At 57.3% G+C, this 22,140-nt stretch carries 20 protein-coding genes and 1 tRNA gene; 12 read left to right on the forward strand and 9 right to left on the reverse strand.

Annotation, left to right across the window (positions count from 1 at the left end):
- Positions 1 to 50 precede the first annotated feature (50 nt).
- Both ACR0D8_RS15490 and ACR0D8_RS15495 read right to left on the reverse strand, forming a co-directional pair.
- A complete protein-coding gene (locus tag ACR0D8_RS15490) occupies positions 51 to 1,598 on the reverse strand; it encodes a trimethylamine methyltransferase family protein (RefSeq protein WP_480647829.1) in 1,548 nt (515 codons plus the stop codon).
- A gap of 155 nt (positions 1,599 to 1,753) precedes the next feature.
- Entirely contained in the window at positions 1,754 to 3,577 is a 1,824-nt protein-coding gene (locus tag ACR0D8_RS15495) for a BCCT family transporter (protein ID WP_475157970.1), read from the reverse strand.
- Positions 3,578 to 4,133: 556 nt separating this feature from the next.
- Here ACR0D8_RS15495 and ACR0D8_RS15500 point away from each other — a divergent pair.
- The 7 genes from ACR0D8_RS15500 (at position 4,134) to ACR0D8_RS15530 (ending at position 11,825) form a co-directional block, all read left to right on the forward strand.
- Positions 4,134 to 5,039 carry a LysR substrate-binding domain-containing protein gene (locus tag ACR0D8_RS15500; protein ID WP_480647831.1) on the forward strand — a complete coding sequence of 302 codons (906 nt, stop codon included), beginning with the start codon at positions 4,134 to 4,136 and terminating at the stop codon, positions 5,037 to 5,039.
- A 99-nt stretch (positions 5,040 to 5,138) separates the two neighbouring features.
- On the forward strand, positions 5,139 to 6,293 hold the full coding sequence (locus ACR0D8_RS15505; protein ID WP_480647833.1) for an aromatic ring-hydroxylating oxygenase subunit alpha: 1,155 nt from the start codon (positions 5,139 to 5,141) through the stop codon (positions 6,291 to 6,293).
- A 48-nt stretch (positions 6,294 to 6,341) separates the two neighbouring features.
- Entirely contained in the window at positions 6,342 to 6,581 is a 240-nt protein-coding gene (locus ACR0D8_RS15510) for a hypothetical protein (protein ID WP_480647835.1), read from the forward strand.
- Between the two features lie 110 nt (positions 6,582 to 6,691).
- Positions 6,692 to 9,112, forward strand: coding sequence for a GcvT family protein (locus ACR0D8_RS15515; protein WP_480647837.1), 2,421 nt, complete (start codon positions 6,692 to 6,694; stop codon positions 9,110 to 9,112).
- 103 nt (positions 9,113 to 9,215) lie between these two features.
- Positions 9,216 to 10,688 carry a flavin-containing monooxygenase gene (locus ACR0D8_RS15520; protein ID WP_480647839.1) on the forward strand — a complete coding sequence of 491 codons (1,473 nt, stop codon included), beginning with the start codon at positions 9,216 to 9,218 and terminating at the stop codon, positions 10,686 to 10,688.
- A gap of 1 nt (position 10,689) precedes the next feature.
- On the forward strand, positions 10,690 to 11,664 hold the full coding sequence (locus tag ACR0D8_RS15525) for an alpha/beta fold hydrolase (RefSeq protein WP_480647841.1): 975 nt from the start codon (positions 10,690 to 10,692) through the stop codon (positions 11,662 to 11,664).
- Between the two features lie 84 nt (positions 11,665 to 11,748).
- Positions 11,749 to 11,825, forward strand: a tRNA-Met gene (locus ACR0D8_RS15530).
- Between the two features lie 654 nt (positions 11,826 to 12,479).
- Here ACR0D8_RS15530 and ACR0D8_RS15535 read toward each other — a convergent pair.
- A complete protein-coding gene (locus tag ACR0D8_RS15535) occupies positions 12,480 to 12,689 on the reverse strand; it encodes a YjiS-like domain-containing protein (RefSeq protein ID WP_480647843.1) in 210 nt (69 codons plus the stop codon).
- A gap of 396 nt (positions 12,690 to 13,085) precedes the next feature.
- Entirely contained in the window at positions 13,086 to 13,334 is a 249-nt protein-coding gene (locus ACR0D8_RS15540) for a hypothetical protein (RefSeq protein WP_480647845.1), read from the reverse strand.
- 360 nt (positions 13,335 to 13,694) lie between these two features.
- Between ACR0D8_RS15540 and ACR0D8_RS15545 the strand changes: the two genes are divergently transcribed.
- The 3 genes from ACR0D8_RS15545 (at position 13,695) to ACR0D8_RS15555 (ending at position 15,284) form a co-directional block, all read left to right on the forward strand.
- Positions 13,695 to 14,363, forward strand: coding sequence for a hypothetical protein (locus tag ACR0D8_RS15545; protein ID WP_480647847.1), 669 nt, complete (start codon positions 13,695 to 13,697; stop codon positions 14,361 to 14,363).
- A gap of 173 nt (positions 14,364 to 14,536) precedes the next feature.
- Positions 14,537 to 14,911 (forward strand): VOC family protein, encoded by a 375-nt coding sequence (locus ACR0D8_RS15550; protein ID WP_480647849.1) that lies wholly within the window; start codon positions 14,537 to 14,539, stop codon positions 14,909 to 14,911.
- A gap of 169 nt (positions 14,912 to 15,080) precedes the next feature.
- Positions 15,081 to 15,284: a hypothetical protein gene (locus ACR0D8_RS15555; protein WP_480647851.1), complete on the forward strand. Its 204-nt coding sequence runs from the start codon at positions 15,081 to 15,083 to the stop codon at positions 15,282 to 15,284.
- A 109-nt stretch (positions 15,285 to 15,393) separates the two neighbouring features.
- Here ACR0D8_RS15555 and ACR0D8_RS15560 read toward each other — a convergent pair whose 3' ends face one another.
- On the reverse strand, positions 15,394 to 16,203 hold the full coding sequence (locus ACR0D8_RS15560) for a DUF2652 domain-containing protein (RefSeq protein ID WP_480648260.1): 810 nt from the start codon (positions 16,201 to 16,203) through the stop codon (positions 15,394 to 15,396).
- Entirely contained in the window at positions 16,112 to 16,474 is a 363-nt protein-coding gene (locus tag ACR0D8_RS15565) for a hypothetical protein (RefSeq protein ID WP_480647853.1), read from the reverse strand. Before ACR0D8_RS15565 ends, ACR0D8_RS15560 begins: the two co-directional genes overlap by 92 nt.
- Before the next feature lie 114 nt (positions 16,475 to 16,588).
- On the opposite strand from ACR0D8_RS15565, the gene ACR0D8_RS15570 reads away from it, so the two are divergent.
- Together ACR0D8_RS15570 and ACR0D8_RS15575 are read left to right on the forward strand one after the other, a co-directional pair.
- Positions 16,589 to 16,861: a hypothetical protein gene (locus tag ACR0D8_RS15570; protein ID WP_480647855.1), complete on the forward strand. Its 273-nt coding sequence runs from the start codon at positions 16,589 to 16,591 to the stop codon at positions 16,859 to 16,861.
- Between the two features lie 45 nt (positions 16,862 to 16,906).
- Positions 16,907 to 17,512 (forward strand): PAS-domain containing protein, encoded by a 606-nt coding sequence (locus ACR0D8_RS15575; RefSeq protein ID WP_480647857.1) that lies wholly within the window; start codon positions 16,907 to 16,909, stop codon positions 17,510 to 17,512.
- 391 nt (positions 17,513 to 17,903) lie between these two features.
- On the opposite strand, the gene ACR0D8_RS15580 is transcribed toward ACR0D8_RS15575, so the two are convergent.
- The 3 genes from ACR0D8_RS15580 to ACR0D8_RS15590 are packed head-to-tail and all read right to left on the reverse strand — an operon-like array spanning position 17,904 to position 21,989.
- Positions 17,904 to 19,685: a thiamine pyrophosphate-binding protein gene (locus ACR0D8_RS15580; RefSeq protein ID WP_480647859.1), complete on the reverse strand. Its 1,782-nt coding sequence runs from the start codon at positions 19,683 to 19,685 to the stop codon at positions 17,904 to 17,906.
- Positions 19,685 to 21,094, reverse strand: a complete 1,410-nt coding sequence (locus ACR0D8_RS15585) for an aldehyde dehydrogenase family protein (RefSeq protein WP_480647861.1) — start codon at positions 21,092 to 21,094, stop codon at positions 19,685 to 19,687. The genes ACR0D8_RS15580 and ACR0D8_RS15585 overlap by 1 nt, the downstream gene beginning before the upstream one ends.
- Positions 21,075 to 21,989: a sugar phosphate isomerase/epimerase family protein gene (locus ACR0D8_RS15590; RefSeq protein ID WP_480647863.1), complete on the reverse strand. Its 915-nt coding sequence runs from the start codon at positions 21,987 to 21,989 to the stop codon at positions 21,075 to 21,077. Before ACR0D8_RS15590 ends, ACR0D8_RS15585 begins: the two co-directional genes overlap by 20 nt.
- Positions 21,990 to 22,140 lie beyond the last annotated feature (151 nt).

The following is a 22,140-nucleotide window of genomic DNA, read 5'->3' on the forward strand; positions in this document are numbered from 1 at the left end:
GAAAAAGCCCGCCCGATGGTCCGGGCGGGTGAGTTTCGGGGGAGATGATCTTAGTAGCTTTGGTTCAATTCGTCCGCCGCCGGGATTTCGCGCTCGCGCCGGGCGATGTAATCCAGCAGCGCCTCGTTCCGGTCCTCGTCCAGCTTGGGTTCTTGGTATTCAGCCAGCAAAGCCCTGGCACGCTTCAGGGCGCGTTCGGTAATCTCAACCTCGCCCTCTGCCGCCCATTGTTCGATGGAATTGTTGTCAAACAGCTCTGGCATGAAGAACGCGTTCTGGAAGTTGTCCTGCGTATGTGGGTGACCCAGATAATGCCCGCCGGGACCGACATCCGGCACCGCCGCGAGGGCCTGATCGAAATCATGCCATTTTGGTCCTTCGGCCATGCGATAGGCCATCGCGCATTGTTCGGCATCGACGATGAACTTTGCAACGGAACAGTGCATTCCGGCCTCATTCCAGCCGGCGCTATGCCAGATATAGTTGGCCCCGGCATGGATCACCGCCTGCAACGTGGTTGCAGATTCATACCCCGCCTGCGCGTCGAATGTCTTGGCGCCGCCCAATGTGTTCGAGGTGCGCCACGGCACGTCGTAATGCCGCGCCATCTGGCCGATCATGAAGTTCATCAGGCTGATCTCAGGCGTACCGGCCATTGGCGCACCCGATTTCATCGACACCGTCGACAGGTAATGGCCGTAAATCGCGGGCGCGCCTTTGCGGATCACCTGCGTATAAGCCAGCGCACTCAGCGCCTCGGCATTCAACTGCGCGACGGTAGCCGGAACGCTGGCGGGTGTGTTCGCCCCGCCCAGCACGAAGGGCGAGCACAGCACTGGCTGATTGCGGCGGCAGAAGGCCCGCATCGCGCCCAGCATCGTCTCGTCCCATACAAGCGGTGAGTTGCCGTTGCAGTTACCGGTGGTGACGGGGTGATCCTCAAGGAAATCCTCGCCGAACAGGATCGCGCACATCTCCATCACATCCTCGGCGTTCTTGGGGCTGGTGGTCATACCCATGAACGTCTTGTCCGAGTGCTTCATCGACGAATAGGTGATGCGCAGATGCCGCTGGCTGATCGGGTGATCGTACGGCTCCACGATGTGATGCGCCGAAGAATGCAACGCGGGCATCATGTGGCTCAGCTTGTGGAACATGGCCAGATCATCCAGCGTCGGATTCCGGCGCACGTCGTCCAGATCGCGCAGGAAGGGCGCGCCGGTCATCGGTACAAAGATTGAATGTCTGCCACCCAGCCGGACGTTCTTTTTCGGATCGCGCGCATGATAGGTGAAATCGCTGGGAATCGTGGCGATCAGCTCGCGCACCAAACCGCGATCCAGATAGACCAGTTCGCCCTCGACCTTGGCGCCGGCTTTCTTCCAGTCTTCCAGTGCGATGAGGTCACGAAACTGAACGCCGACATTCTCCAGTATGTCCATCGAGGCGTTGTCGATGCGTTCGACCTGGCTGCCCTCCATCACCTCGCACAAGGGAATGCCTCGGGTCAGACCGGGCAGCATTTCAAAGTTCGGGGCGGTGCGCATGGCGCGCCGGGCTGAACGCCCGCCCGAGCGGGTCGCGGTACGAATGTTCACGGGGCAATCCTCCAATCTTGTTTTCCAAATTGGGGGATTCGGCGCGTTCGCGCCTCACCGATTGCGATATCTGTTTGCAGGAAGCGACACTGTTTTCGGAACGAAAAACGCCGCCCCGGTGGGGGCGGCGTTGAGTTTCGCATCTGGTGGCCCGCTTATTCAGCGGCCTGTGTTGTGACACCGTGTTTGTCCCGCTGGCTGTCGCGGAACAGCGCCTTGCCCAGCGCGATGCACATCAGACCCATCACCATGGTAAAGGGCAGCGCACCGATGATCATCGCATTGCGCAGCGCATCCATCGGGTTGTTCTCACCCGCTGCCAGGATCAGCGCACCGATCACGGCGGTCAGGATCACACCCCAGATGATGCGGTGCTTGACACCGGTTTCCTGGCTGCCGCCCGACATGATGGTGTTCATCACCAGAATGCCCGAGTCCGCCGAGGTTACCAGGAAGGTCATGATCAGGATCACGCACATGACGTTCAGCATGGACAACAGCCCACCGTCGATCATGTAAGACAGGGTCACGAACAGCTTGTTGGTGTTCGAGGCCCCGATGATCGCGCCTTCGGCGGCACCTGCCAGTTCCAGATCAATCGCGGTACCGCCCAGAATGGTCATCCATGCAAAGCAGACCAGCGCCGGTGCAAAAACACAGCCCAGAATGAACTCGCGCACGGAACGACCTTTGGAGATGCGCGCCAGGAACAGGCCCACGAAGGGCGAGAACGCGATCCACCAGGCCCAGTAGAAGGTGGTCCAGCCGGCCTGCCAGCCGAACTGACGACCCTGTTCGCCTGCGGCGTAGGCTGCGGCCAGCGTTGCTTCGTCCAGCTCGGCAGCGGCGCCTTCCAGCCCGCTCTTGAAGCCGTCGAAGCTGCCCCATGCGTTGGTGGCACCGCCCATAAGGTCGGCGGCATGGGCCTGAGCTTCTGCGGGCAGAGCCGCGGCAAAGGCTTCGACCGACAGCGGACCATAGGCGCCGAAGCTGAGCGAGATGAAGTGCAGGATATAGTCCACCATCGCCGTGCCATAAGTGGTCATGGCAAAGACGAAGGAACCGAACACAACAAATGTACCCAGAAGAATGATCGACAGCACCAGGTTCAGGTTCGACAGGTACTTGACGCCGCGGCCGACACCCGACACCGCCGAGATGATCGACAGGCTCATGATGACGACCAGACCCGAGATCAGGCCCACCTTGCTGGGGGTCGGAACTTCGCCGCCCAGATCCATGACCCACTCCATCCCGGTGATGGCATACAGGCCGTCAATGAACTGGCTGACACCGTACCCGATGGTGACCGACACACCGAGGATCGTTGCAACAACGCCCAGAACATCGACCACATGGCCGAAAAAGCCGTTGACGAAACGACCGAACAGCGGTGTCAGAGCCGAGCGGATGGTCAGGGGCATGTTCCGCGTATAGGCGTAATAGGCCAGCGACAGACCGGTCACCACATAGATCGCCCAGGCGTGAAAGCCGTAATGCAGGTAAGTGAATCGATAGGCTGATTGCAGCGCCTCGGGCGTGTTGCCCTCGACCGAGCCCGAAACGACGACGGGATTGGACCCCCACAGGCCCAGCGGCTCGGCTGTGGCAAAGACCATCAGGCCCACACCCAGACCGGCACCGAACATCATCGAGAACCAGGAAAAGTTCGAAAACTCGGGCTTTTCGCCCGGTGTTCCCATGATCCGGCGACCGGTGGACGGGATAATGGCGACAACCGCCAGGAAGAAGAAGAACAGGCCCACGATGACAACGTAGAAGCTGTTGAACACTTCCAGAAGCTGGCTGTTCAGGCTGCCGAGGGTGCTGTTGGCATTGGCCGGGAAGACCAGTGCCCACAACACCAGCGCAACCATGATGGCCTTACTGATCAATGCAATCGGAACACTGTAGTTTTCGTAGAAACCGGCGTCGGCCGTTTCTATCTCAACGTCCGTGAAGGGTTCTGGTAACGACATTTTCTCCTCCGTGTTGTCGTATGATTTTGACAGACCCGTCGTAAATCGGGTGCCGTCCATTTTTCTTTTTTGGGCCCGTCAGCACATCAGTAGCGCCACCGAACCGGTCTTGTTTTCCTCGTATCACGCAGGGGCGGTCTGACGGATTTACGGTCAATGCCCAAATGTCTGAGTTGCGTGACATTCAACTGACCCGGGGCTGAGGCCGGAAACGGCGTCAATACCCGGTTTTTTTGCAAAAGCGCCTCCATCCGCTTTTTCGTCGGTGCCTCCGGTTCGTCTGCAAGGCCAGGTGCCTCTGGCGAACCCTGATCCGGGCCTCAGACAGCCACCCGTTCCCCAATGGAGTCCAACGTCTCTTGGTCTGCTTGACTACAGGGCCTTCCTGTCGCTAATTCGGCCAGAACCGACATATTGACCCGATTTGACGACCTCTGGGGGAAAGGTGATCACCAAAAACACCTTTTGCTTAACGTGCTCTGGCCGTCACCCTCAAAAAAAATCATAATCAGGTGAAGCCAGCTAAACTCAAACCAGGCAACGATTCCAACGCATCATGTCCAGACGCCATTACAAGCTACCGCCGCTGACCACGCTGTCAGCATTTGAAGCCGCGGCCCGGCACCTCAGCTTCAAAAACGCCGCCGAAGAACTGTCCGTCACACCGGGCGCGGTAAGTCATCAAATCAAAGCGCTTGAGGGCGACCTGGAAACCGTCCTGTTCGAGCGCAAGCACCGCGGTGTTGACCTGACCGAGGACGGCAAGGCCCTGTTCGAGGCACTGTCTTCGTCCTTCGGGCGCATTTCGAAAGTGCTGGCCATGATCCGCGACCGCAAGTCGGGCGGCAAAGTCACGGTCGGGTCGACGACGGCGGTGGCGGCCCTGTGGCTGTCCCCGGCGGTGATCCGGTTCTGGCGGGACATGCCCGAGGTCAATGTGGATCAACTTTCGCAGGACCGCCCGTTCCGGGATCGTCCCGAAGTGGATTTCTTTATCCGCTACGGGCAGGACAGCGACCCGAACCTGACCCACACCCCCCTGTTTCGCGATCACTTGATCCCGGTCGCCAGCCCCGAGGTGGCGGAACGGTTGCAGGGTGCCAGCCTGAAAGAGCTGGCGGCCGAACGCCTGATCCACCTGGAGTCGGAAGATCGCACCTGGACCACCTGGCCCGAATGGTTTCAGCAGTTGGGCTACAACGGCACCATCCCGATCGAATCCCGCGTCAACAGCTACTCGGTCGCGCTGCAACTCGCCCGCAAGGGCGCGGGGCTTGTGCTGGGCTGGCAACGCCTGATCCGGCCCATGCTGAAATCGGGAAAGCTGGTGACAATAGGCCCACACCAGCTGACCGCGCCCAATCAGTTCTATCTGGTCGGTCGCCCGGATGACGAACTGTCAGACAGCGCCCGCGCCCTGAAAACGTGGATATTGCAAGAGGTTCAGACCACTTCGGTTTAGGTGAAATCACCCTCTGATGAAGTTTTCTGATATTGAGAGGAGCCAGTTCCATCCGCCAATAGGAATATGACGCTTCCAGCAAACCCTCAGGAGAGCCCGATGAACAAGCACAGCGCGCTGTCATCCGTTCTGGCCGATGTCAATGTCGCCAACGGCCTGCCGAATGAGCATTATATCGACCCGGCCATTTTTGCCGAGGAAAAACGATCGGTGCTGTATGCCAACTGGTCCGGGATCGGGTTTGGCAAGGACGTCCCAGAAGAAGGCGACGCCAGACCGGTGGATTTTCTGGGCATGCCTCTGTTGATCGTTCGTGACCGTGATGGTGAAGTTGGTGTTTTTCAGAACACCTGTCGCCACCGCGGCATGATCCTGGTCGATACGCCGCGCAAGATCGGCGGCGCCATCCGCTGCCCCTATCATAGCTGGTGTTACAGCCTGAAGGGCGAGCTGCGCGCGACCCCGCATGTGGGCGGCCCCGGCCAGAACAAACATGAGGATGTCAAACGCGAGGATCTTGGGCTGGTGCGGGTGCGCTCTTACGTCTGGCGCGATGTGATCTTTGTGAATGTCGACGGCAACGCCCCCGAGTTCGAAGACGCCCATGGTGCCCTGCTTGAGCGCTGGAAGGAATTCGACCAGCCCGTGCATCACGGCGGCGAGACGTCCTCGTTCAAGCTGGAGGTCAAGACCAACTGGAAGCTGGCGGTCGAGAATTATTGCGAAAGCTACCACCTGCCCTGGGTTCATCCCGGCCTGAACAGCTATTCCCGGCTGGAGGATCACTATAACATCGAAGCCCGCGGACATTATTCCGGTCAGGGTTCGCTGGTCTACCGTCAGCTGACAGATCAGGACGGCGCGACCTTTCCGGATTTCGAAGGGCTGAGCGACCAATGGAACGAAGGCGCGGAATATGTCGCGCTCTATCCGAACGTCCTGCTGGGCGTGCAGCGCGACCATGCTTTTGCCATTGTGCTGGAACCGGTGGATCAGGAAAACACCGTTGAGCATATCGAGCTCTATTACGCCAAAAGCGTCGAAGATACGCCTCAGCATGACGGGTTGCGCGCCTCGAACGCGCAACTGTGGAAGACCGTGTTCGAAGAGGACGTGTTCGTGGTCGAGGGTATGCAGAAGGGGCGGCACGGAATGCTGTTCGATGGCGGACGCTTTTCGCCGGCGATGGACGGGCCGACGCATAATTTCCACCATTGGGTCGCTACGCAGATCGAAAACGGTCGCGCCGAATAAGTCAATTAACCGGCCAGTCCCAGCTGGCCGGTTCGAACAGGAAAGCCAATGAACAAAGACGAGTTGGATCGCCTGCTGCTTGAGGCCCATGACCGCAAGGATCATGCGGCCCTGATCCGCTATTACACACTAGCCGCAGATGAAAGCGAAGCGGCGCAGGATATCGACGCGGCCTGTTTCTATCTGACCCATGCCTTTGTTTTCGCACTGGAATCCGGCGCGCCCGAGGCCGACCGCCTGAACGCCAGACTGGTTGAATATGGCCGTGCACACCGGTTGAAATTCTGAGATTAGTCTCGGGTTAAATTCACTCAACCCAGCGTGAAATTTATGTCCGTTGCCCGCCCCGCGCCGTTGGTGACACATGGCGCGGGAACCAACTTTGAGACGGCAGGGCCATGAAAACGAATGCACAGGCGGTGGTGATCGGCGGCGGGGTGATCGGGTGCTCGATCCTCTATCATTTGACCAAGCTGGGATGGACGGATGTGGTGCTGCTGGAGCGGGACGAACTGACGTCGGGCTCCACCTGGCACGCGGCAGCGAACATCCACGGGCTGCATGACAGCACCAATATCAGCCGCATTCAGCACTATACGATGAACCTGTACAAAGAGCTTGAGGCCGAAACCGGCCAAAGCTGCGGCGTGTTCCAGCCCGGCTCGCTGTATCTGGCCCAGACCGAAGAGCGCGAACATCAGCTGAAGCTGCAGGCCGCCAAGGCCAGGCTCTATGGTATGAATTTCTATGAAATCAGCATCGACGAGGCACGGCGCCTGCACCCGCTGGTCAACTATGACGGCATCCGCTGCGTGATGTATGAACCCGACGGCGGCAATGTGGACCCTTCTGGCGTGACCAATGCCTATGCGGTGGGCGCGCGGCAGCGCGGGGCGGAAATTCACCGCTTTACCCCCGTGACCGCAACCGATCAGCAGGAAGACGGCACATGGATCGTCCGAACGCCAAAGGGCGACATCCGCACGCCCTGGGTTGTGAATGCCGCCGGGTTGTGGGGTCGTGAAGTGGCCAAGTTGGCCGGGATCGAGCTGCCTCTGCAACCGACCGAGCATCAGTATTTTGTGACCGAGGCCATGGCCGACGTGACCGCACATGGCACCCGCCTGCCCTCGGTCAGTGACCGCGATGGAGAATACTACCTGCGGCAGGAGGGCCAGGGCCTGCTGGTCGGCGCTTATGAGAAGGACATGAAGTTCTGGGCCGAGGACGGCACGCCGCTGGATTTCGCGCATGACCTGTTCCCTGACGATCTGGAACGGATCGAAGAGAACATGATGAACGCCATCGAACGTCTTCCTGCCGTCGGTGAGGCCGGGATCAAGCGGGTTATCAACGGGCCGATGATCTGGTCGCCCGACTCCAACGTTCTGATGGGGCCAGTACCCGAGGTTGAGGGTTATTTCTGCTGCAACGGCATCATCCCCGGCTTCTCGCAATCTGGGGGCATGGGTCTGATGGCGGCGCAGTGGATCATTGAAGGCGAGACCCAGTACGACATGTTCGCCTGGGACATGGCACGGTTTGACGCCTGGGCCACGAAAGAGTTCACCATGGCCCGCGTTCAGGACCAGTACGCGCACCGCTTTGCCATCCACTTCCCCAATGAGGAGCGAAGCGCGGGCCGCCCGGCCCGCACCCGCCCCGTCTATGAAAAACAGGCGAATATGGGGGCTGTGTTTGGCCTGAACGCAGGCTGGGAACATCCGCTGTGGTTTGCCGACGCGCCGGGTGTGGTCGAAACCAACGGCTTCACCCGGCAAAACTGGTGGGGGCCGGTGGGCGATGAATGCCGGATGCTGCGGGAACGCGCAGGCATCATCGATATTTCGAACTTTGCCAAGTATGTCTGCAAGGGTCCGGAGGCTGAGAATTGGCTGAATGCCGTTTTTGCCAACACCATACCCAAAGCGGTCGGGCGGTCCTGCCTGACACCTCTGATCTCGAAACGTGGGGGCATCGCAGGGGATTTCACCGTTACCCGCGTGGCCGAGGATGAATTCTGGATCATCGGATCGGGCATGGCCGAACGCTATCACAAGCGCTTTTTCAAACAAGTGCCCCTGCCCGCGGGCACAAGTTTTGAAACCCGGACGCAGGGCATGTGCGGCTTTAACGTAGCTGGTCCGAAGTCCCGCGAGATTCTTCAGCGCCTGACAAATACGTCGCTGGCCACCGAGGATTTCCCCTTCATGCGATCCGCCATGATCGAGCTGGCCGGAATTCAGGTATTGGCCCTGCGCGTCTCGTTCACCGGCGATCTGGGGTGGGAGGTGCATTGCGCCACCGAAGATCAGGCCCGCTTGTATGACGCGCTGATCGAGACCGGCAAAGAGTTCGGCGCAGGCCCCGTGGGCAGCCGCGCACTGATGTCGCTGCGCGTGGAAAAAGGCTATGGCTCGTGGAGCCGTGAATACAGCCCCGAATACTGGCCGCATGAGGTGGGGCTGGACCGGATGTGCAAGTTCGGCAAGGATTTCCTGAACAAAGACGCCGCCAAATCGGTTCTTGACGCTCCCGCTCGCGAACATCTGGTTCTGCTGCATCTGGATGACGAAGACACAGCCGCGTCCAACGCGGACGCAACCGGGGGCGAGCCGATCTTCAGGAACGGCAACGGGATCGGACGGGTCACCTCGGGGACCTATGGATATACCGTCGGCATGTCGCTGGCGCTTGGCTATGTATCCGGCGCAGAACCGGGGGATGAAGTCGAGGTGATGGTGCTGGGCCGCCCGCACAGGGCCACCATCCTGCATGAACCCCCGTTTGACCCGAAAGGAGAAATCCTGCGCGGCTGATCCAACCATGATCGGCACCTGACCTTACGGGAGGCTGTTCATCCGCCCCTCTCTGCTTTTATCCTGACCGGAACCGAACACGCGCTTTGGGAGGGGCGGGTGCATGGAACACAGCACGGACATGCTGATCGTCGGCGCCGGATTTTCCGGTTTGACCATGGCGATCGAGGCCCGCAAGCGCGGATTCAGCGACATAGCCATCCTTGAAAAAGCAGGCGATATCGGTGGAACGTGGCGCGAAAACACCTATCCGGGCGTGGCCTGCGATATCCCATCGCATCTGTATTCCATGGCTACCCACCTCAACCCGGACTGGAGCCGCGCCTATGCCGGTGGACCGGAAATTCAGGCATATCTGCAAAAGGTCTGCCGTGACGAGGGGCTATACGATCTGTGCCATTTTCACCAACAGCTAAAGTCCGCCTGCTGGGATGGCGACCGCTGGCGGGTGGAAACCGAGGACGGAAACCGCTGGTCGGCGCGATTTCTGGTCTCGGCAATAGGCGCACTGCATCTGCCCAGCATTCCCGATATCCCCGGAGCAGACAGCTTTCCCGGCCCCTGCTTCCATTCCGCCGATTGGGATCACGACATCGAGCTGGCTGATAAACGGATCGCTGTAGTCGGCACTGGTGCATCCGCTGTTCAATTCGTGCCCGAGATTGCGGAGACCGCCGCCCATGTCACGATTTTTCAGCGTTCAGCGCCCTATGTTCTGCCCCGGCCGGACGGCCCGATTGCCGCATGGGAGCGCAGCCTCTACCGGCGGGTTCCCCTGTTGCCCCGTATTCGGCGCAAGCTGATCTACATGATCTTCGAATACCGGCACCGCGTGTTCCGCGGCGAAAAGCGCATGGTGAACTTTGCCATGAAAATGTGGCGCAAGTCGCTGGAGAAGGCGATCAGCGACCCGACCGAACGCCAGATCCTCACCCCCGATTACAGGATCGGCTGCAAACGGATCCTCAGCTCGAATGACTGGTATCCGGCACTGGCCCGGGACAACGTGACCGTGATCCCGCATGGCGTGACGTCGATTGACGGCGACCGGATCATCGCGACCGATGGCAGCGAGATACAGGCCGATATTCTGATCTGGGGCACCGGCTTTCACGTCACCGACGCGGTTGAGCGGCTGGACATCACCGGTGCCGACGGCCTGACCCTGCGCACAGCATGGGCCGACGGGATGCAGGCCAACCTGGGCACGGCTGTTGCCGGGTTCCCGAACTTCTTCATTCTGCTGGGCCCGCATACCGGTCTGGGCCACAATTCGGTCGTGCTGATGATCGAAGCCCAGGTGCGCCATATTGGCCGCGTACTGGATCAGATGCGCCGCCAGGGCGTTCGGGCTATCACACCCGACGCCGCAAGACAGGCCGCCTTTACACAAGAGATGCAGGATCGCCATACCGACAGTGTCTGGCAGGCCGGTGGCTGCACATCCTGGTATCAGGACGCAAACGGCCGAAACACAACGCTTTGGCCGGGCACCGTATCAGAGTATGAAAGGCGCATGGCCCAATCCGGGATGGAACAATACCACCCTGCCCCACCCAAAGGCGGAGACCGCTGAGATGACCACAATCCTGATTATCGCCATTCTGATCGCCGCCTTCCTGATCGGCATGAATCTGTGGACCCGAAACCTGACAAGGCAGGGCCACGAGCGGGTGCCGCAACTTGGAAAGATCATCCCTGTGCGCGGCGGCAGTATTCACCATGTGGAAAAGGGCGATCCGTCCAATCAGACCATCGTCATGATCCACGGGCTGACCGGGCAATTACAGCATTTCACCTACGCGTTGGTGGATCTGCTGGCCGATGACTATCACGTTCTCGCCATCGACCGGCCGGGTTGCGGATATTCGACCCGCGACAGCGCCGATCTGGGCAGGTTGGCGGAACAGGCGCGCATGATTCAGGAGTTTCTGGACGCAAAAGGTGTTACCAATGCCGTTCTGGTCGGCCACTCTTTGGGCGGGGCAGTGTCCCTGGCCATGGCGCTGGACTATCCCGACAGAATTAGGGCGCTGGCGCTACTGGCTCCCTTGACCCAAAAACTGCCAAGCACGCCGCAGGTATTCAAACCGCTGGAAATCCGGACAGAGTGGCTGCGCAATTTGATCGGCAACACGATCGCCGTACCGCTGGCCGCAAAGACCGCCCCCCACGCGCTGAACACCGTGTTTGATCCCGAGCCCGCCCCTGCGGATTTTCTGGACCGTGCCGGCGGCGCGCTGGGATTGCGCCCGTCGGCCTTCATCACAGGTTCGCAGGACGTTGTGGGCGTCGATGACAGCATCGAGGCCCAGATGGCGCGCTATGGCGACCTGACTGTCCCCGGAGGCATTCTGTACGGCGCGCAGGATGCGATCCTTTCGCCCTTCGCACAGGGCGCACCCATGACACGGTTTGGCCTCTCCGACGAGCAGATCGAAGGTCTTGGCCACATGATACCGATCACCGCCCCGGACACCTGCGCCGCCTTCATCCGCCGGATCGCCGACAAAGCAGTTGCTGAGCCTGACCCCGCAGCAGAGACGGGATGATCCGGAGCAAAAAAGAATCCCGGCCGGACCGTGTTTTCCCTCTTGACCCTCCTCACCCCCTCGCTTAAATCGCCTCTCACTCGTGGCGGAGTAGCTCAGTTGGTTAGAGCAGCGGAATCATAATCCGCGTGTCGGGGGTTCAAGTCCCTCCTCCGCTACCAAAAATCCTATATATTTATCAAAAATATACGAGAGAACTGAGAACCTTCTAGCTCCTAAAGTAATTTGGATTCTCAGCTCAGGGGGACATATGGGGGACAAAACTCTTGATTTCGACACGCTGCCCCGGATTCGGATCGTGCATTGAGAAACACAGCTAGGCATCTATCATGCCATGTCTATCCGGATACCTGCCCGTCAGTTAGTTTTCACTGTTAAACCCAGTTAGAAAACGGTCCAGGCACAAAACTAATGCACCAATGCAGAGCGTTGTATCGCCGCTTTCAGTAAAACAATGGCCCGAATGCCAACGCGGTTGTATCCCTGTATTCTGACGACGCATAAAATCCAACGATCCCGTTTGCATTAACTGCGAGGACGAAGAATCCGAAGCCACCGCAAAGTTTGTAGGTCAACGCAAACGGGTGACGCAACAACCGGCCCAAGCCCAACCCGCAAGTTAAGCCAAGGTTGGCTCAGCAGGACAATGCAACGGAACTCTGCGCTCGTGCAAATGTCAGCTATAGCCAAATGCTCAACAGCAGACATCAGAGCTGCGAGTGACAGCTGTACCTTTGGGCTCAAACCAGACATTTCCAACCAGAAAGGCCACCCGCTTTAAGGGATGGCTTTCTGCTGACAACTGAAGTGGTTCGTCAGTCTCCAAAATACTGGCGATGCAGTTTTTGCTCTAGGTCAATGCGGCAGTAACCGAGGTCGAGCAACTCTCGATCCGGCATCCTCATCAGTTCGCGCCGCTTTGTGTTGTACTCTGCACGTTTTTCACGCTTGGCCCTTCTTTCTTCTGGGGTTGAAAACAACCGCGAAAGAAAGCCGGTTTGAATCGCTGTATCCGCATAAGCCATTTGAATTACTCCTCACTGAATATGTCTTCATGAACAGCTAGATGGGTAGCGGACTACAAGCACTTCTGAAGAATACATTAACTTTGGTTAAACCTTGTGGAACGGTGGCGTTTAGCCATTTGCCAAAATCAACCGCGGCTCCTTTGGAAAAGGCCTGATATCGAACCACTTGAAACACGTTCCATCCGAGTTGCACTTGTCGCCCATCAGAAGGTGTACGCCAGCCGTCCCGTGCCGGATTAGCGAGGACCTGACCGCTCGCAAGTCAATCAGCCATCAGCTATCAATAAGCTGCCCGTTCGGTCCTGCGTGGCCGTAGAACATCCATTCCCCGTGCCCATTGGGTGAAAAGGTGAACGTGGCCGTCTGCGGCGATGAGGGAAACGGTTGCGAAGTTCACAGAGCGCGGGGCTTGTGACTCGGTATCCCAGACGGGCAGAAGGTGAGGATGGCGGCGTGCGCGCGTCTCAATGGCTGCACGCGGCGCTTTTGATACTGCATCACCTTTGGCATGCTGGCGCGGCGTACTGCGTCCTTCGCTTCGGCCCACGCCTGCCACAGTGCTTTGCGCCAGATAACCTGACGAAACTTGCGCCCTGCCATAATGACCCAAGCGCGGTTCATAATGTGCTGAAGGTCATACATGGTGAAAACCTTACTTGTCGCTGTGTGTTGCTTTCTTATGTCCTTGTGATAAGTTTTTAGAGTAATGGCACACCCAAATCAACACCAGGTTATGACTTTTTATGTCAGGGATATAATAATGACCCCAGAGCAGTTGAGAATGGCCAGAGCAGCACTAAGGGTGGGAGTGCGCGAACTGGCTGAAATGGCTAAGACGGCCCCGGCCACAATCACAAGATTTGAGACGGAACGAGGGGGCATTCAGCTATCGACGGCTGAGCGAATTCAAACAACCCTTGAGGCGCACGGTATTCAGTTTCTGTCAGAGGCAGACGCGGCAAAAGGGCCGGGTGTGGCACTGGCAAAAACGGAAACCAAATAATGCGTCAGCGCGGCTTTAAAAAGACCTCCAGAGCAGGATTGTTTTTGGCGCGTTACACTACCTTCGTTTCAGGGGCGCTGACCATTGCGTCGCTTTCCTTCCTCCCAAGCCATGCGAAGTCTGACAGCGCCCAGGCAGTCGCTGACGTATTGCGAGAAATGGGTATGGAAGACGTCAAAGTCGATGACTGCACCATCGAGTACTCTCGCCATGTCACTCCTACGGATGAGAATAATGGCTACTACTACTTCACCGATACTATCAATTTGAATTCGTTTGCAAATTTCCAGGAGTCAAAAATTCGGAACATCCGAATTCGTGGAAGAACACTCTATGAATTCAGGATTGCAATGAAGGATTGGTATGTTGAGGAATTTAGAAAAGTACAGGACTTTGCAATAGAAGTTGACCGCCGGTTAAATGGGCAGATTTGGCCATTTGAGCATCCCTTTTATCAAGTTCGCCCCGTCCCTTGGTTGCAGGAAGAAGTGCAGGAATCTGGTTTATTGGAGTTGGGTTTGAGCACACGAAAGGATCATTCTAACTTTGGTCAGGTCACAGTGTTCTATCCTGGGATGCACTTCAACTTTGACGATGAGGCGTCGTTAAGGAACCTCAAAGAAAGCATTATGATATATGCGAAAACGCATCGTTGCGACATTGAATAGCGATGACTCAATAGATCGGACGAAACCTGCAGCTAAATGTTCCGTCGTGTCGCACGCAACAACCACTAGAATTGAGGCCAGTGACACGACCAGTGGGGTAGGTGTGGTTTTGGTCAGAAAGTAAGACACAATTCTGAGCGCCATTTGGCGTTGTAAACCGTTAGGAGCCAAGCATGACCTTAGTAGCGTTTGACCACGTAAATGTACGCACCGCGAACCTCGAAGATATGGTTGCGTGGTATGGCAAAGTTCTGGGTTTGCACCCAGGAAAACGACCAAATTTCAGCTTTCCGGGGGCTTGGCTATATTTGAACGACACGGCGGTGGTGCACTTAGTCGGAGTAGAGGATGAACCCGCTGTTGGCGGTGATCCATCTCTGGAACACTTTGCGTTTCAAGCGGAAGGCTTCGAAGAATTCGTCGGCAGCTTAAATAGAATGGGCATTGACCACTCAGTTGATCCAGTACCGGGGATGGCGCTGGTGCAGGTCAATCTTCGCGATATCGATGGCAACCACATTCACGTTGATTTCGAAACCGCCGGATGAGCACCGAGGACAACCATCAACTCAAACTTCTGTGATAGTTTGAACGCAGAAATCGGAAAATTCGGGAGGCAAAGGATGCAAGCAAGGCGACGGCACCCTATGCGGAAGATGGCGCGGCCATGCCGCCGGGAGCACCGATAATGACAGGACATGCAGCCATTCGGGAGTATTGGCAGGCAGCGATGACGGCGGCCTGAGTGATGTTGTGGCCAATCTGACCGATGCCCATCTCAGCGGGGATTGTGCCATTACTATGGGAACTCTGACGGGTTTTATGGGAGGGCAAAAACTTGCTGGGAAGTACGTTCTCTACTTCCGAAAAGGCGACGCCGGCTGGAAGGTACAGCGCGACATCTGGAACTTCGACACGTAGGTGTCGAGGATGACCTGACGGTCATATTTGTTGTTTCTTTCCACAGCTTACTTCGTGGATCTGGGTTCTCCTAACAGTCAGCCTACCGGTCGACGTAGAGCCGCATGGGCTATTTGGACTGACTGAGTTGCTCATTCATGTCGGCAAAAGATACGGCCCAGAATTCCGCCAAAAACGCGGAGCCTTCCTGTTCGGAAATTTCCGAACGCGTACCATCGGCATCGGTTGCCATACCCATCGTGTAGCGCAACTCGGTGCCCGTATTTGTTTCTGTCAGATGGTATGTCTCAGGGCAGCTCACGTCCGGGCGCGCAGGGTCAAGAATGCGCGTCGAAAAATAGTCGAAGGGCTCCCAATCTGTGACACGATAGAAGAATTGCGCCATTTCGTGCGCGCAATGATAGCCCGACCCTGGACCAAGACGTCCCAAGGGGTTTTCCATCTTGATATCGCTGACGCGATTCATCCACTTCAGTTTTTGTTCGGGCGCGACAAGTGCCTCCCAGACGATCCCAACGGGCGCGTCAATATGATAGCGCAGCGTCCACACGCCATCCTCTTCTTCGAGAAAATCGCGTTGGCGGTCAGCACGCATCTTTTCCCATGATCTGGCCAAATCGTGAACCTTCATGCGGACTTCACCAAAACGTTCGAGATCCTGCGAAAAGGGCTCCATTATGTCGCTGATGTCCATGGCTTCTGCGGCCGCTTCGCTAAATAAGGCGTAGCTGCCAATACCCGTGCGCTCGGCCACATCGGTCTTGGTCAGTCTGTGGACAAGAATGACGTCTGCACCGGAGATGTCTTTAGTAGGGCCCAATTGCATTTCATCGAATTGACCGTGATGGGCAATGATCTTGAGATCCAGATTGCCAACATTGGCACAAGCGCGGCACGGGCATGTCGTGTTGGCGATTATGTCCTGCCCGTCTGAGGGTAAACGCGTTGTAGAGGTTTTCGCAGATGGTCAGAAATGTCTCTCCTGACGGGAAATCCTGTCGTGTCGAATAGGCCAGAACGGCATCGCCTTCGGTTTTCCAGAAGTGCAGCGGATCTCCGACCTGCTCAATCAGAGCGGCCAGCAGCGATTGCAGGATAGGATTGGCATGGTCTATTTCCGAAGATGTCAGGAACTGTGTGTAGCCGGTAATGTCAGCAATCAGCAGATACCCTGTGTGCGATGTAGTCATTGGTTGCCCCCCAACCGAGAAAAAGATCGCGTGCGTTCAACATAGATGAAAATGAACTCAAACAACAAATATGGCCGGTTGGGCGAAGTGGTCTCGCCACATGGAGAGCGCTAAATGAACCGATCCGATGATCGCCGTGTGTCAAAACCGGTTGGATCGAAATGGGCTTTGCTTGAAGAATTTGCGTCTTTGTCAGCTGAGATTTCAGATCCCGATCATTTGCTCTTTATGATCGTCAACAGACTGAAAGCAGTTCTGAATTTTGATGAATGCAATTTGGCGATGCTTAGCGCTGGCGGGGCTTTCTACTATGAAAATGCATTGCAGGACTCTCAAAATGATCGGGTTGTTTGGAACAACACACTTGTCCCGGGATCGCATGGCTAAGTCGGCGAGGTCTAAGTGAGCGGATCCCTGCGACTGTTTCGCGACATGCAGAATGACAAAAGCGCAGATGGATCCTCAACCCGGGCCGCGGTTTTGGCGATGCCAACAAAAGCTCTTCGTCGGGCTGTGGGTGCCATCACTTTCCGCTCCGGCCACTCTGCGGGTTTCACCAAGGACGCCATTGATTTTGCTCAACGCGCTATGGCCCTCTGCTCTGTAGCTGTCCTTGGCAAGCCAGTGGAACAATCCGCACCGGAACAGGCGCTGGACCGGATCGTTGATGCCATAGCCACCATTCTGGAAGGCTTTGCACTATACGATTCCTATGGTCGTTTGATGTTGGCGAATGAGACGTATCGAAAGATGCTGTATCCGGGACATGAAGATCTGGTCAAATCAGGGATGACTTTTGAACAGGTTGTTCGAAAAGCGCTGCCGCTCAACGTGATCACAGATGCAGTCGGTCGTGAAGAAGAGTGGTTGGCGCAGCGGCTGAAACGTCACGACAATTCGGAAGGCCCCAAGATGCAAAGCCGGACATCCGCGGGCTGGATCAAGATCAGCGAGTGCAAGACCCATGAAAACGGAACGGTCGCGATAAGCGAATTGCCGAACGCAACCGTTCCATCCTTTGAGATCCCCTGCACCTGAAAGATGTTCTTGGCCAGATCCAGGCCGACTTTTGTAACCTGCATTGGGTGGCTCCATTCCTAGCAGTCGTTAGCAGCTGCACCTTGGCACATTGCGATGCCAGCGGAGCAGGAGCCATCCACCCCATCCGCATTTGCGAGTCTGCGCGACAGCAAGAAGCGACCCAACGAACGACTGCTTTCCGCCCAATTCCGAATGTAACAGCCAACTTTTATCTGCCCTCCCAAAAGGGTTTAACGCTGCTGTGTTATATACTCTTGTTGGCTTATGCTGAGTGCACGTAGAATTCTGGAACGAGGTTCTTCAGCCCGCCGCAACGCGGCAGTTCTGCCGATCGTAAAAAAACTAAGTGACGGCGGACTAATGGCGCGGCTTACCACGCTCATTGCCTTTAAGTAGCGACGTGGGAAACCTCTTTGTCTGGTGAGTATATGTCCAATATGTTCCAATGTCCGGTAGTCGGCGTCGGGTTGTTGATCATTGGCACATCGAGCACGGTTGGCTTGCCACTGGCGATTGCCGCTTCCAATGCGGGCAACAACTCGTCGGCAGCGCTGAGTCTGTGCCCTTCCGCGCCGTAGGCTCGCGCTATGTCGGCATAGCCCGGGCCGTTTGCGGGTGCGGCGGCTGAACCGGGGAACGTGGTTCCATAGGTCAGACCGTAATGCGCCTTTTGCAGCCCTGCGATCGTTCCGAAGGCGTTGTTGTTCATAACCAGCCAGATGATACCCAGATCAAGTTCGACTGCTGTTGCCAGCATTGACGGGTTTTGACCAAACCCGCCATCGCCAACGAGGCTAAGCACCACGCGATCCGGGGCTGCCAGTTTCGCGCCGATCGCGCCCGGAGGGCCGAAACCCATCGTCGCGAACCCGCCCGGGGTCAGGATTGAACCAGGCGTCAAAATGTCGAACTGTTGCCCGACACCGTTCTTGTTCCAGCCAACGTCTGTGGTGATAATGGCATCCTCGGGCAGTGCCTTGCGGGTATCTGCCAGAATACGCTCGGGCATCATTGGAAAGGCCGAAGAGGTCGCCATTTCCACGTTGCGTGTTTTGAATTCTGTCCGGAAATCCTTGATCCGCTTTTCCAGCGCGGGGCGGTTGAAACCGTCCGGATACATCTCACGGACAACCCGGTTGAGGACACGCAACGCGGCCTTGGCGTCCGCAACGACGCCGATCTCGGTGGGATAGTTGCGGCCGATCTCCTGCGGCTCGATGTCGATGTGAATGACCTTGGAACCGGGAATGTTGAACGTGTAGCCTGGATACCAACTGGAGCAATCGGCCTCCTTGAACCGGGTGCCCACTGCAAAGATGTAATCCGCATTCAGACAGGACTGGTTGACCAGTTCGGTGCCCCAAAAGCCAGTCATTCCCAGCACAAGCGGATGGTCGTCACGCAACGCACCTTTGCCCATCAAAGAATGTGCGACGGGCAGGCCCATATGTTCGACGAATTCGCGCAACTCCTCGCTGGCTTGCGCCAACAGGATACCGCCCCCGACATAAGCGACCGGGTTTTCGGCCTTCGCCAACGCTTCGACAATCTCGCGCGCGGTTTCGTCGTCGATGGACGGTTTCTTGAGCGCGCGCGTGTTGTCGCGGATGCGGTCGAAGCTGTCCGCGGGGATGACCTCGGAAAAGATGTCCATGGGGACGTTGACCAACACGGGGCCGGGTTGGCCGGTTTCAGCCAGATGAAACGCCTTTTCCAGAATTTCGGCCATCAGGTCCGCGCGATCCACCCGCCAAGCGCGTTTAACAAAGGGGCGATAGATCTCCCACTGGGCCGCGTCTGCGTGCAGGTTCACCTCCTGATGCGGATGCTTGCCATAGTAATGCGTCGGAATGTCTCCCGCGATCACCACCATCGGGATACAATCCAATGCGGCATTGGCGACCCCGGTGGCGCAATTGGTCAGTCCCGGGGAGAGATGGGACAACACCACCGAGGCCTTGCCTGTCACCCGGGCATAGGCGTCCGCCGCGTGGCTGGCGATCTGTTCATGCCGCACGGTGACGAAATCGATGGGACTTTCGGCCAGCGCAGCCAGAACCGCGATGTTCGTGTGCCCGCACAGGCCGAATACATGCTTGACCTCACGGCGTTCGAGAAAGTCGACGATATGTTCGGCAACGGTTTTGCCGTCCAGTTTCGCTCCGTCCATCACGCGACCTCCTGTCCGTAGAACTCACCGAACAGGTCCGGCTCCGAGGGGCGATCCTCGGGGATCGGGCGGCTGACCCAGGTGTAGTTCATCATATGTTTCATAGTGACGTTTTCATTGGTTATGTTGCCGCCCCAGATGCCGCAGCCCAGGCTGCTGGTCATAGGCATGCCATTGGTCCAGGCACCCGCATTGGCCTTGGACTGAGGCTGTCGCACCATCATACGGCTGACCGGAGCCAGACGCGCCAACCGATCGATGTGATCGTCATTGTGGCTGTAGATGCCGCAGGAATGGCCCTTGCCTCCGGTGTCGTAGATCTGGCTGACCGTTTCCAGCGCGTCATCGAACGTGTCGAAGTGATAAAGCGCCATTAGCGTGGTCAGTTTTTCCTTGGAAAACTTGTGCTGCGGCCCGATTTGCCCCTGATTTTCAACCATCAGGAACTTGCGATCTTCCGGGATCGAGAACCCGGCGACCTTGGCCGTTTGCTGCGGCGGACAGGCGATGGTCGGGAACGTACGGTTGCCCTTTACGTCCCACATGGCCGCTTCGAGCATGGCCTTCTCTTCGTCAGAACACAGGTAACCACCTTCGGCTTGAAGTGCCTTGACCATATCGTCGTAAACCGAGCGCTGGATGATGATATTGCCGTCGGCCGAGCAGCCAGATCCAAAGTCAGAGGTCTTAGAAATTCGTGTGTTCTGTGCGGCGATGTCCAGATCTGCGGTCTCATCGATGACGATGGACGAATTGCCTGCGCCGACGCCATAGGCCGGGCGCCCTGAACTGTACGCCGCTTTGACCATCGGCTTGCCACCCGTCGCCAGCGTCAGGTCACAAATCTCCATGAGGTGCTGGGTGAGCGGGATCGACGGTTTGCGAATGGATTGAAACAGGTCTTCGGGCGCGCCTGCTGCTTGACAGGCTGCGCGCATGACCTCGACCATTTCATAGGTGGTATGGGCGGTGCGCGGATGCGGGCTGAAGATGACCGCATTCCGGGCGTTGGCGGCGGAAACGCCGGTCACCGGTGGCGTCATCGCCGGGTTGGTCATGGGGATCAGGGATGCGATCACGCCGGCAGGCTTTGCATATTTTACCAGGCCCTTTTCCTCATCAACCTCGACGATACCGGTCGATGGAGTGCGCAGGACATCACGCAGCACCATGTGAATCTTGAAACGCTTCGCAGGGCGCCCTTCGCGATCTCCGATGCCGCTCTCGTCCACGCCTTGCTGAGCCAGACGCGTGAAGGTCTTCTCGTTCCCCGCATACCACGCGATGGCCTGAGACAGTCGGTCCAGCCTGTCCTGATCCCAATCCTCGATTTCGGCCATGGCCGCGCGGGCACGTGCCAGCATATCACCCGCCATGTTGCGGTCGTTTTCAGTGAGCTCTTTGCCCATGATGATCCTCTTGGTGTTTTAGAATGGCTGCATCGGGCATACGACGCTGTGACCGCGCCGCGCCGAATGTCCGCTTGGCGTGGCTGAGACAGCGACGCGCGTGTTCTTCATATCCCAACTCGGCAACGCGGCTTTGGTTGGGCAGTTCGATGGAATAGTCGACGGGTGGCATCCGTTCGATGATGCCAGTGAAGTCGATCCAGCCCTCGCCGGGATAGAGCCGCGCATCACGGGCCAGTTGGATCATGCCCTCACGCGTATCGGCGATGCCGGGCAGACAGTCAGAGATATGCAGGAAGTGAAACAGGTCAGAGGGGACGTGCAACAGCTCTCCCAAATCTACACGGCTAAGGTGCAGATAAAGCGTATCGACCAGAATACCGCCATTCGGCTGATCAGAGGCGCGGACAATATCCAGCGCTTCATCCAGAGTGCGCAGGCGTGAAAAACTTGGAAACTCCAAATCGACCGTCAGCCCATAGGGTGCTGCCAACTCGCAGGTCTCGGAATAGACGTCGATCAGAAAATCACGATCATCGCGGGTGTTTGTCCACGCGCTCATGATCATGCGTTTAGCGCCCAATTCCCCACCGATCTCAAGAGAAGGTTCAAAACTGCGCGGATCGACATCTTCCGTGATGCGTGCAAGTTCGACATCAAGAACTTTCAAGCCAGTGGTAGAGAGAGCAGTTTTGGTGGCTTGCACCTGTGCCTTGTCGATTGGAGATTGAGTGAATTCACCGTGCACATGCATCGGAATGAAGCGGGGACTGACGGCATCGTAACCGGCCCGCGCGGCGATATAGACCAGCTCGGGCGGCGTACAGCCAATCAGCGTCAGATGCGCCAAGGAATAGAGAGAGGGGCTTGCGCCAGCCTCTTCGGGTTTCACCATGAAAGACAGCTCCACGTGTCTGCGAATCTCAAATTCATCACACGTAGTAAAAAATATCTGATATTTTTTAAATTATCAACTCCGAATGCTGCACTGAAAATAGAAACGCCCGGGCGATGCCACGGGCGTTTTCCAACTGCTCGGCTTTGTA

The organism is Ruegeria sp. BG10 (assembly GCF_056538575.1).

Bases quoted from the DNA above. Each gene is read 5' to 3' on its own strand.
- ACR0D8_RS15505 (WP_480647833.1), top strand. From the start codon at position 5,139: ATGAACAAGCACAGCGCGCTGTCATCCGTTCTGGCCGATGTCAATGTC.
- ACR0D8_RS15500 (WP_480647831.1), top strand. From the start codon at position 4,134: ATGTCCAGACGCCATTACAAGCTACCGCCGCTGACCACGCTGTCAGCA.
- ACR0D8_RS15535 (WP_480647843.1), bottom strand. From the start codon at position 12,689: ATGGCTTATGCGGATACAGCGATTCAAACCGGCTTTCTTTCGCGGTTG.
- ACR0D8_RS15580 (WP_480647859.1), bottom strand. From the start codon at position 19,685: ATGGACGGAGCGAAACTGGACGGCAAAACCGTTGCCGAACATATCGTC.
- ACR0D8_RS15520 (WP_480647839.1), top strand. From the start codon at position 9,216: ATGGAACACAGCACGGACATGCTGATCGTCGGCGCCGGATTTTCCGGT.
- ACR0D8_RS15585 (WP_480647861.1), bottom strand. From the start codon at position 21,094: ATGGGCAAAGAGCTCACTGAAAACGACCGCAACATGGCGGGTGATATG.
- ACR0D8_RS15570 (WP_480647855.1), top strand. From the start codon at position 16,589: ATGAACCGATCCGATGATCGCCGTGTGTCAAAACCGGTTGGATCGAAA.
- ACR0D8_RS15495 (WP_475157970.1), bottom strand. From the start codon at position 3,577: ATGTCGTTACCAGAACCCTTCACGGACGTTGAGATAGAAACGGCCGAC.
- ACR0D8_RS15510 (WP_480647835.1), top strand. From the start codon at position 6,342: ATGAACAAAGACGAGTTGGATCGCCTGCTGCTTGAGGCCCATGACCGC.
- ACR0D8_RS15550 (WP_480647849.1), top strand. From the start codon at position 14,537: ATGACCTTAGTAGCGTTTGACCACGTAAATGTACGCACCGCGAACCTC.
- ACR0D8_RS15515 (WP_480647837.1), top strand. From the start codon at position 6,692: ATGAAAACGAATGCACAGGCGGTGGTGATCGGCGGCGGGGTGATCGGG.
- ACR0D8_RS15545 (WP_480647847.1), top strand. From the start codon at position 13,695: ATGCGTCAGCGCGGCTTTAAAAAGACCTCCAGAGCAGGATTGTTTTTG.
- ACR0D8_RS15565 (WP_480647853.1), bottom strand. From the start codon at position 16,474: ATGACTACATCGCACACAGGGTATCTGCTGATTGCTGACATTACCGGC.
- ACR0D8_RS15540 (WP_480647845.1), bottom strand. From the start codon at position 13,334: ATGTATGACCTTCAGCACATTATGAACCGCGCTTGGGTCATTATGGCA.
- ACR0D8_RS15575 (WP_480647857.1), top strand. From the start codon at position 16,907: ATGCAGAATGACAAAAGCGCAGATGGATCCTCAACCCGGGCCGCGGTT.
- ACR0D8_RS15525 (WP_480647841.1), top strand. From the start codon at position 10,690: ATGACCACAATCCTGATTATCGCCATTCTGATCGCCGCCTTCCTGATC.
- ACR0D8_RS15590 (WP_480647863.1), bottom strand. From the start codon at position 21,989: ATGGTGAAACCCGAAGAGGCTGGCGCAAGCCCCTCTCTCTATTCCTTG.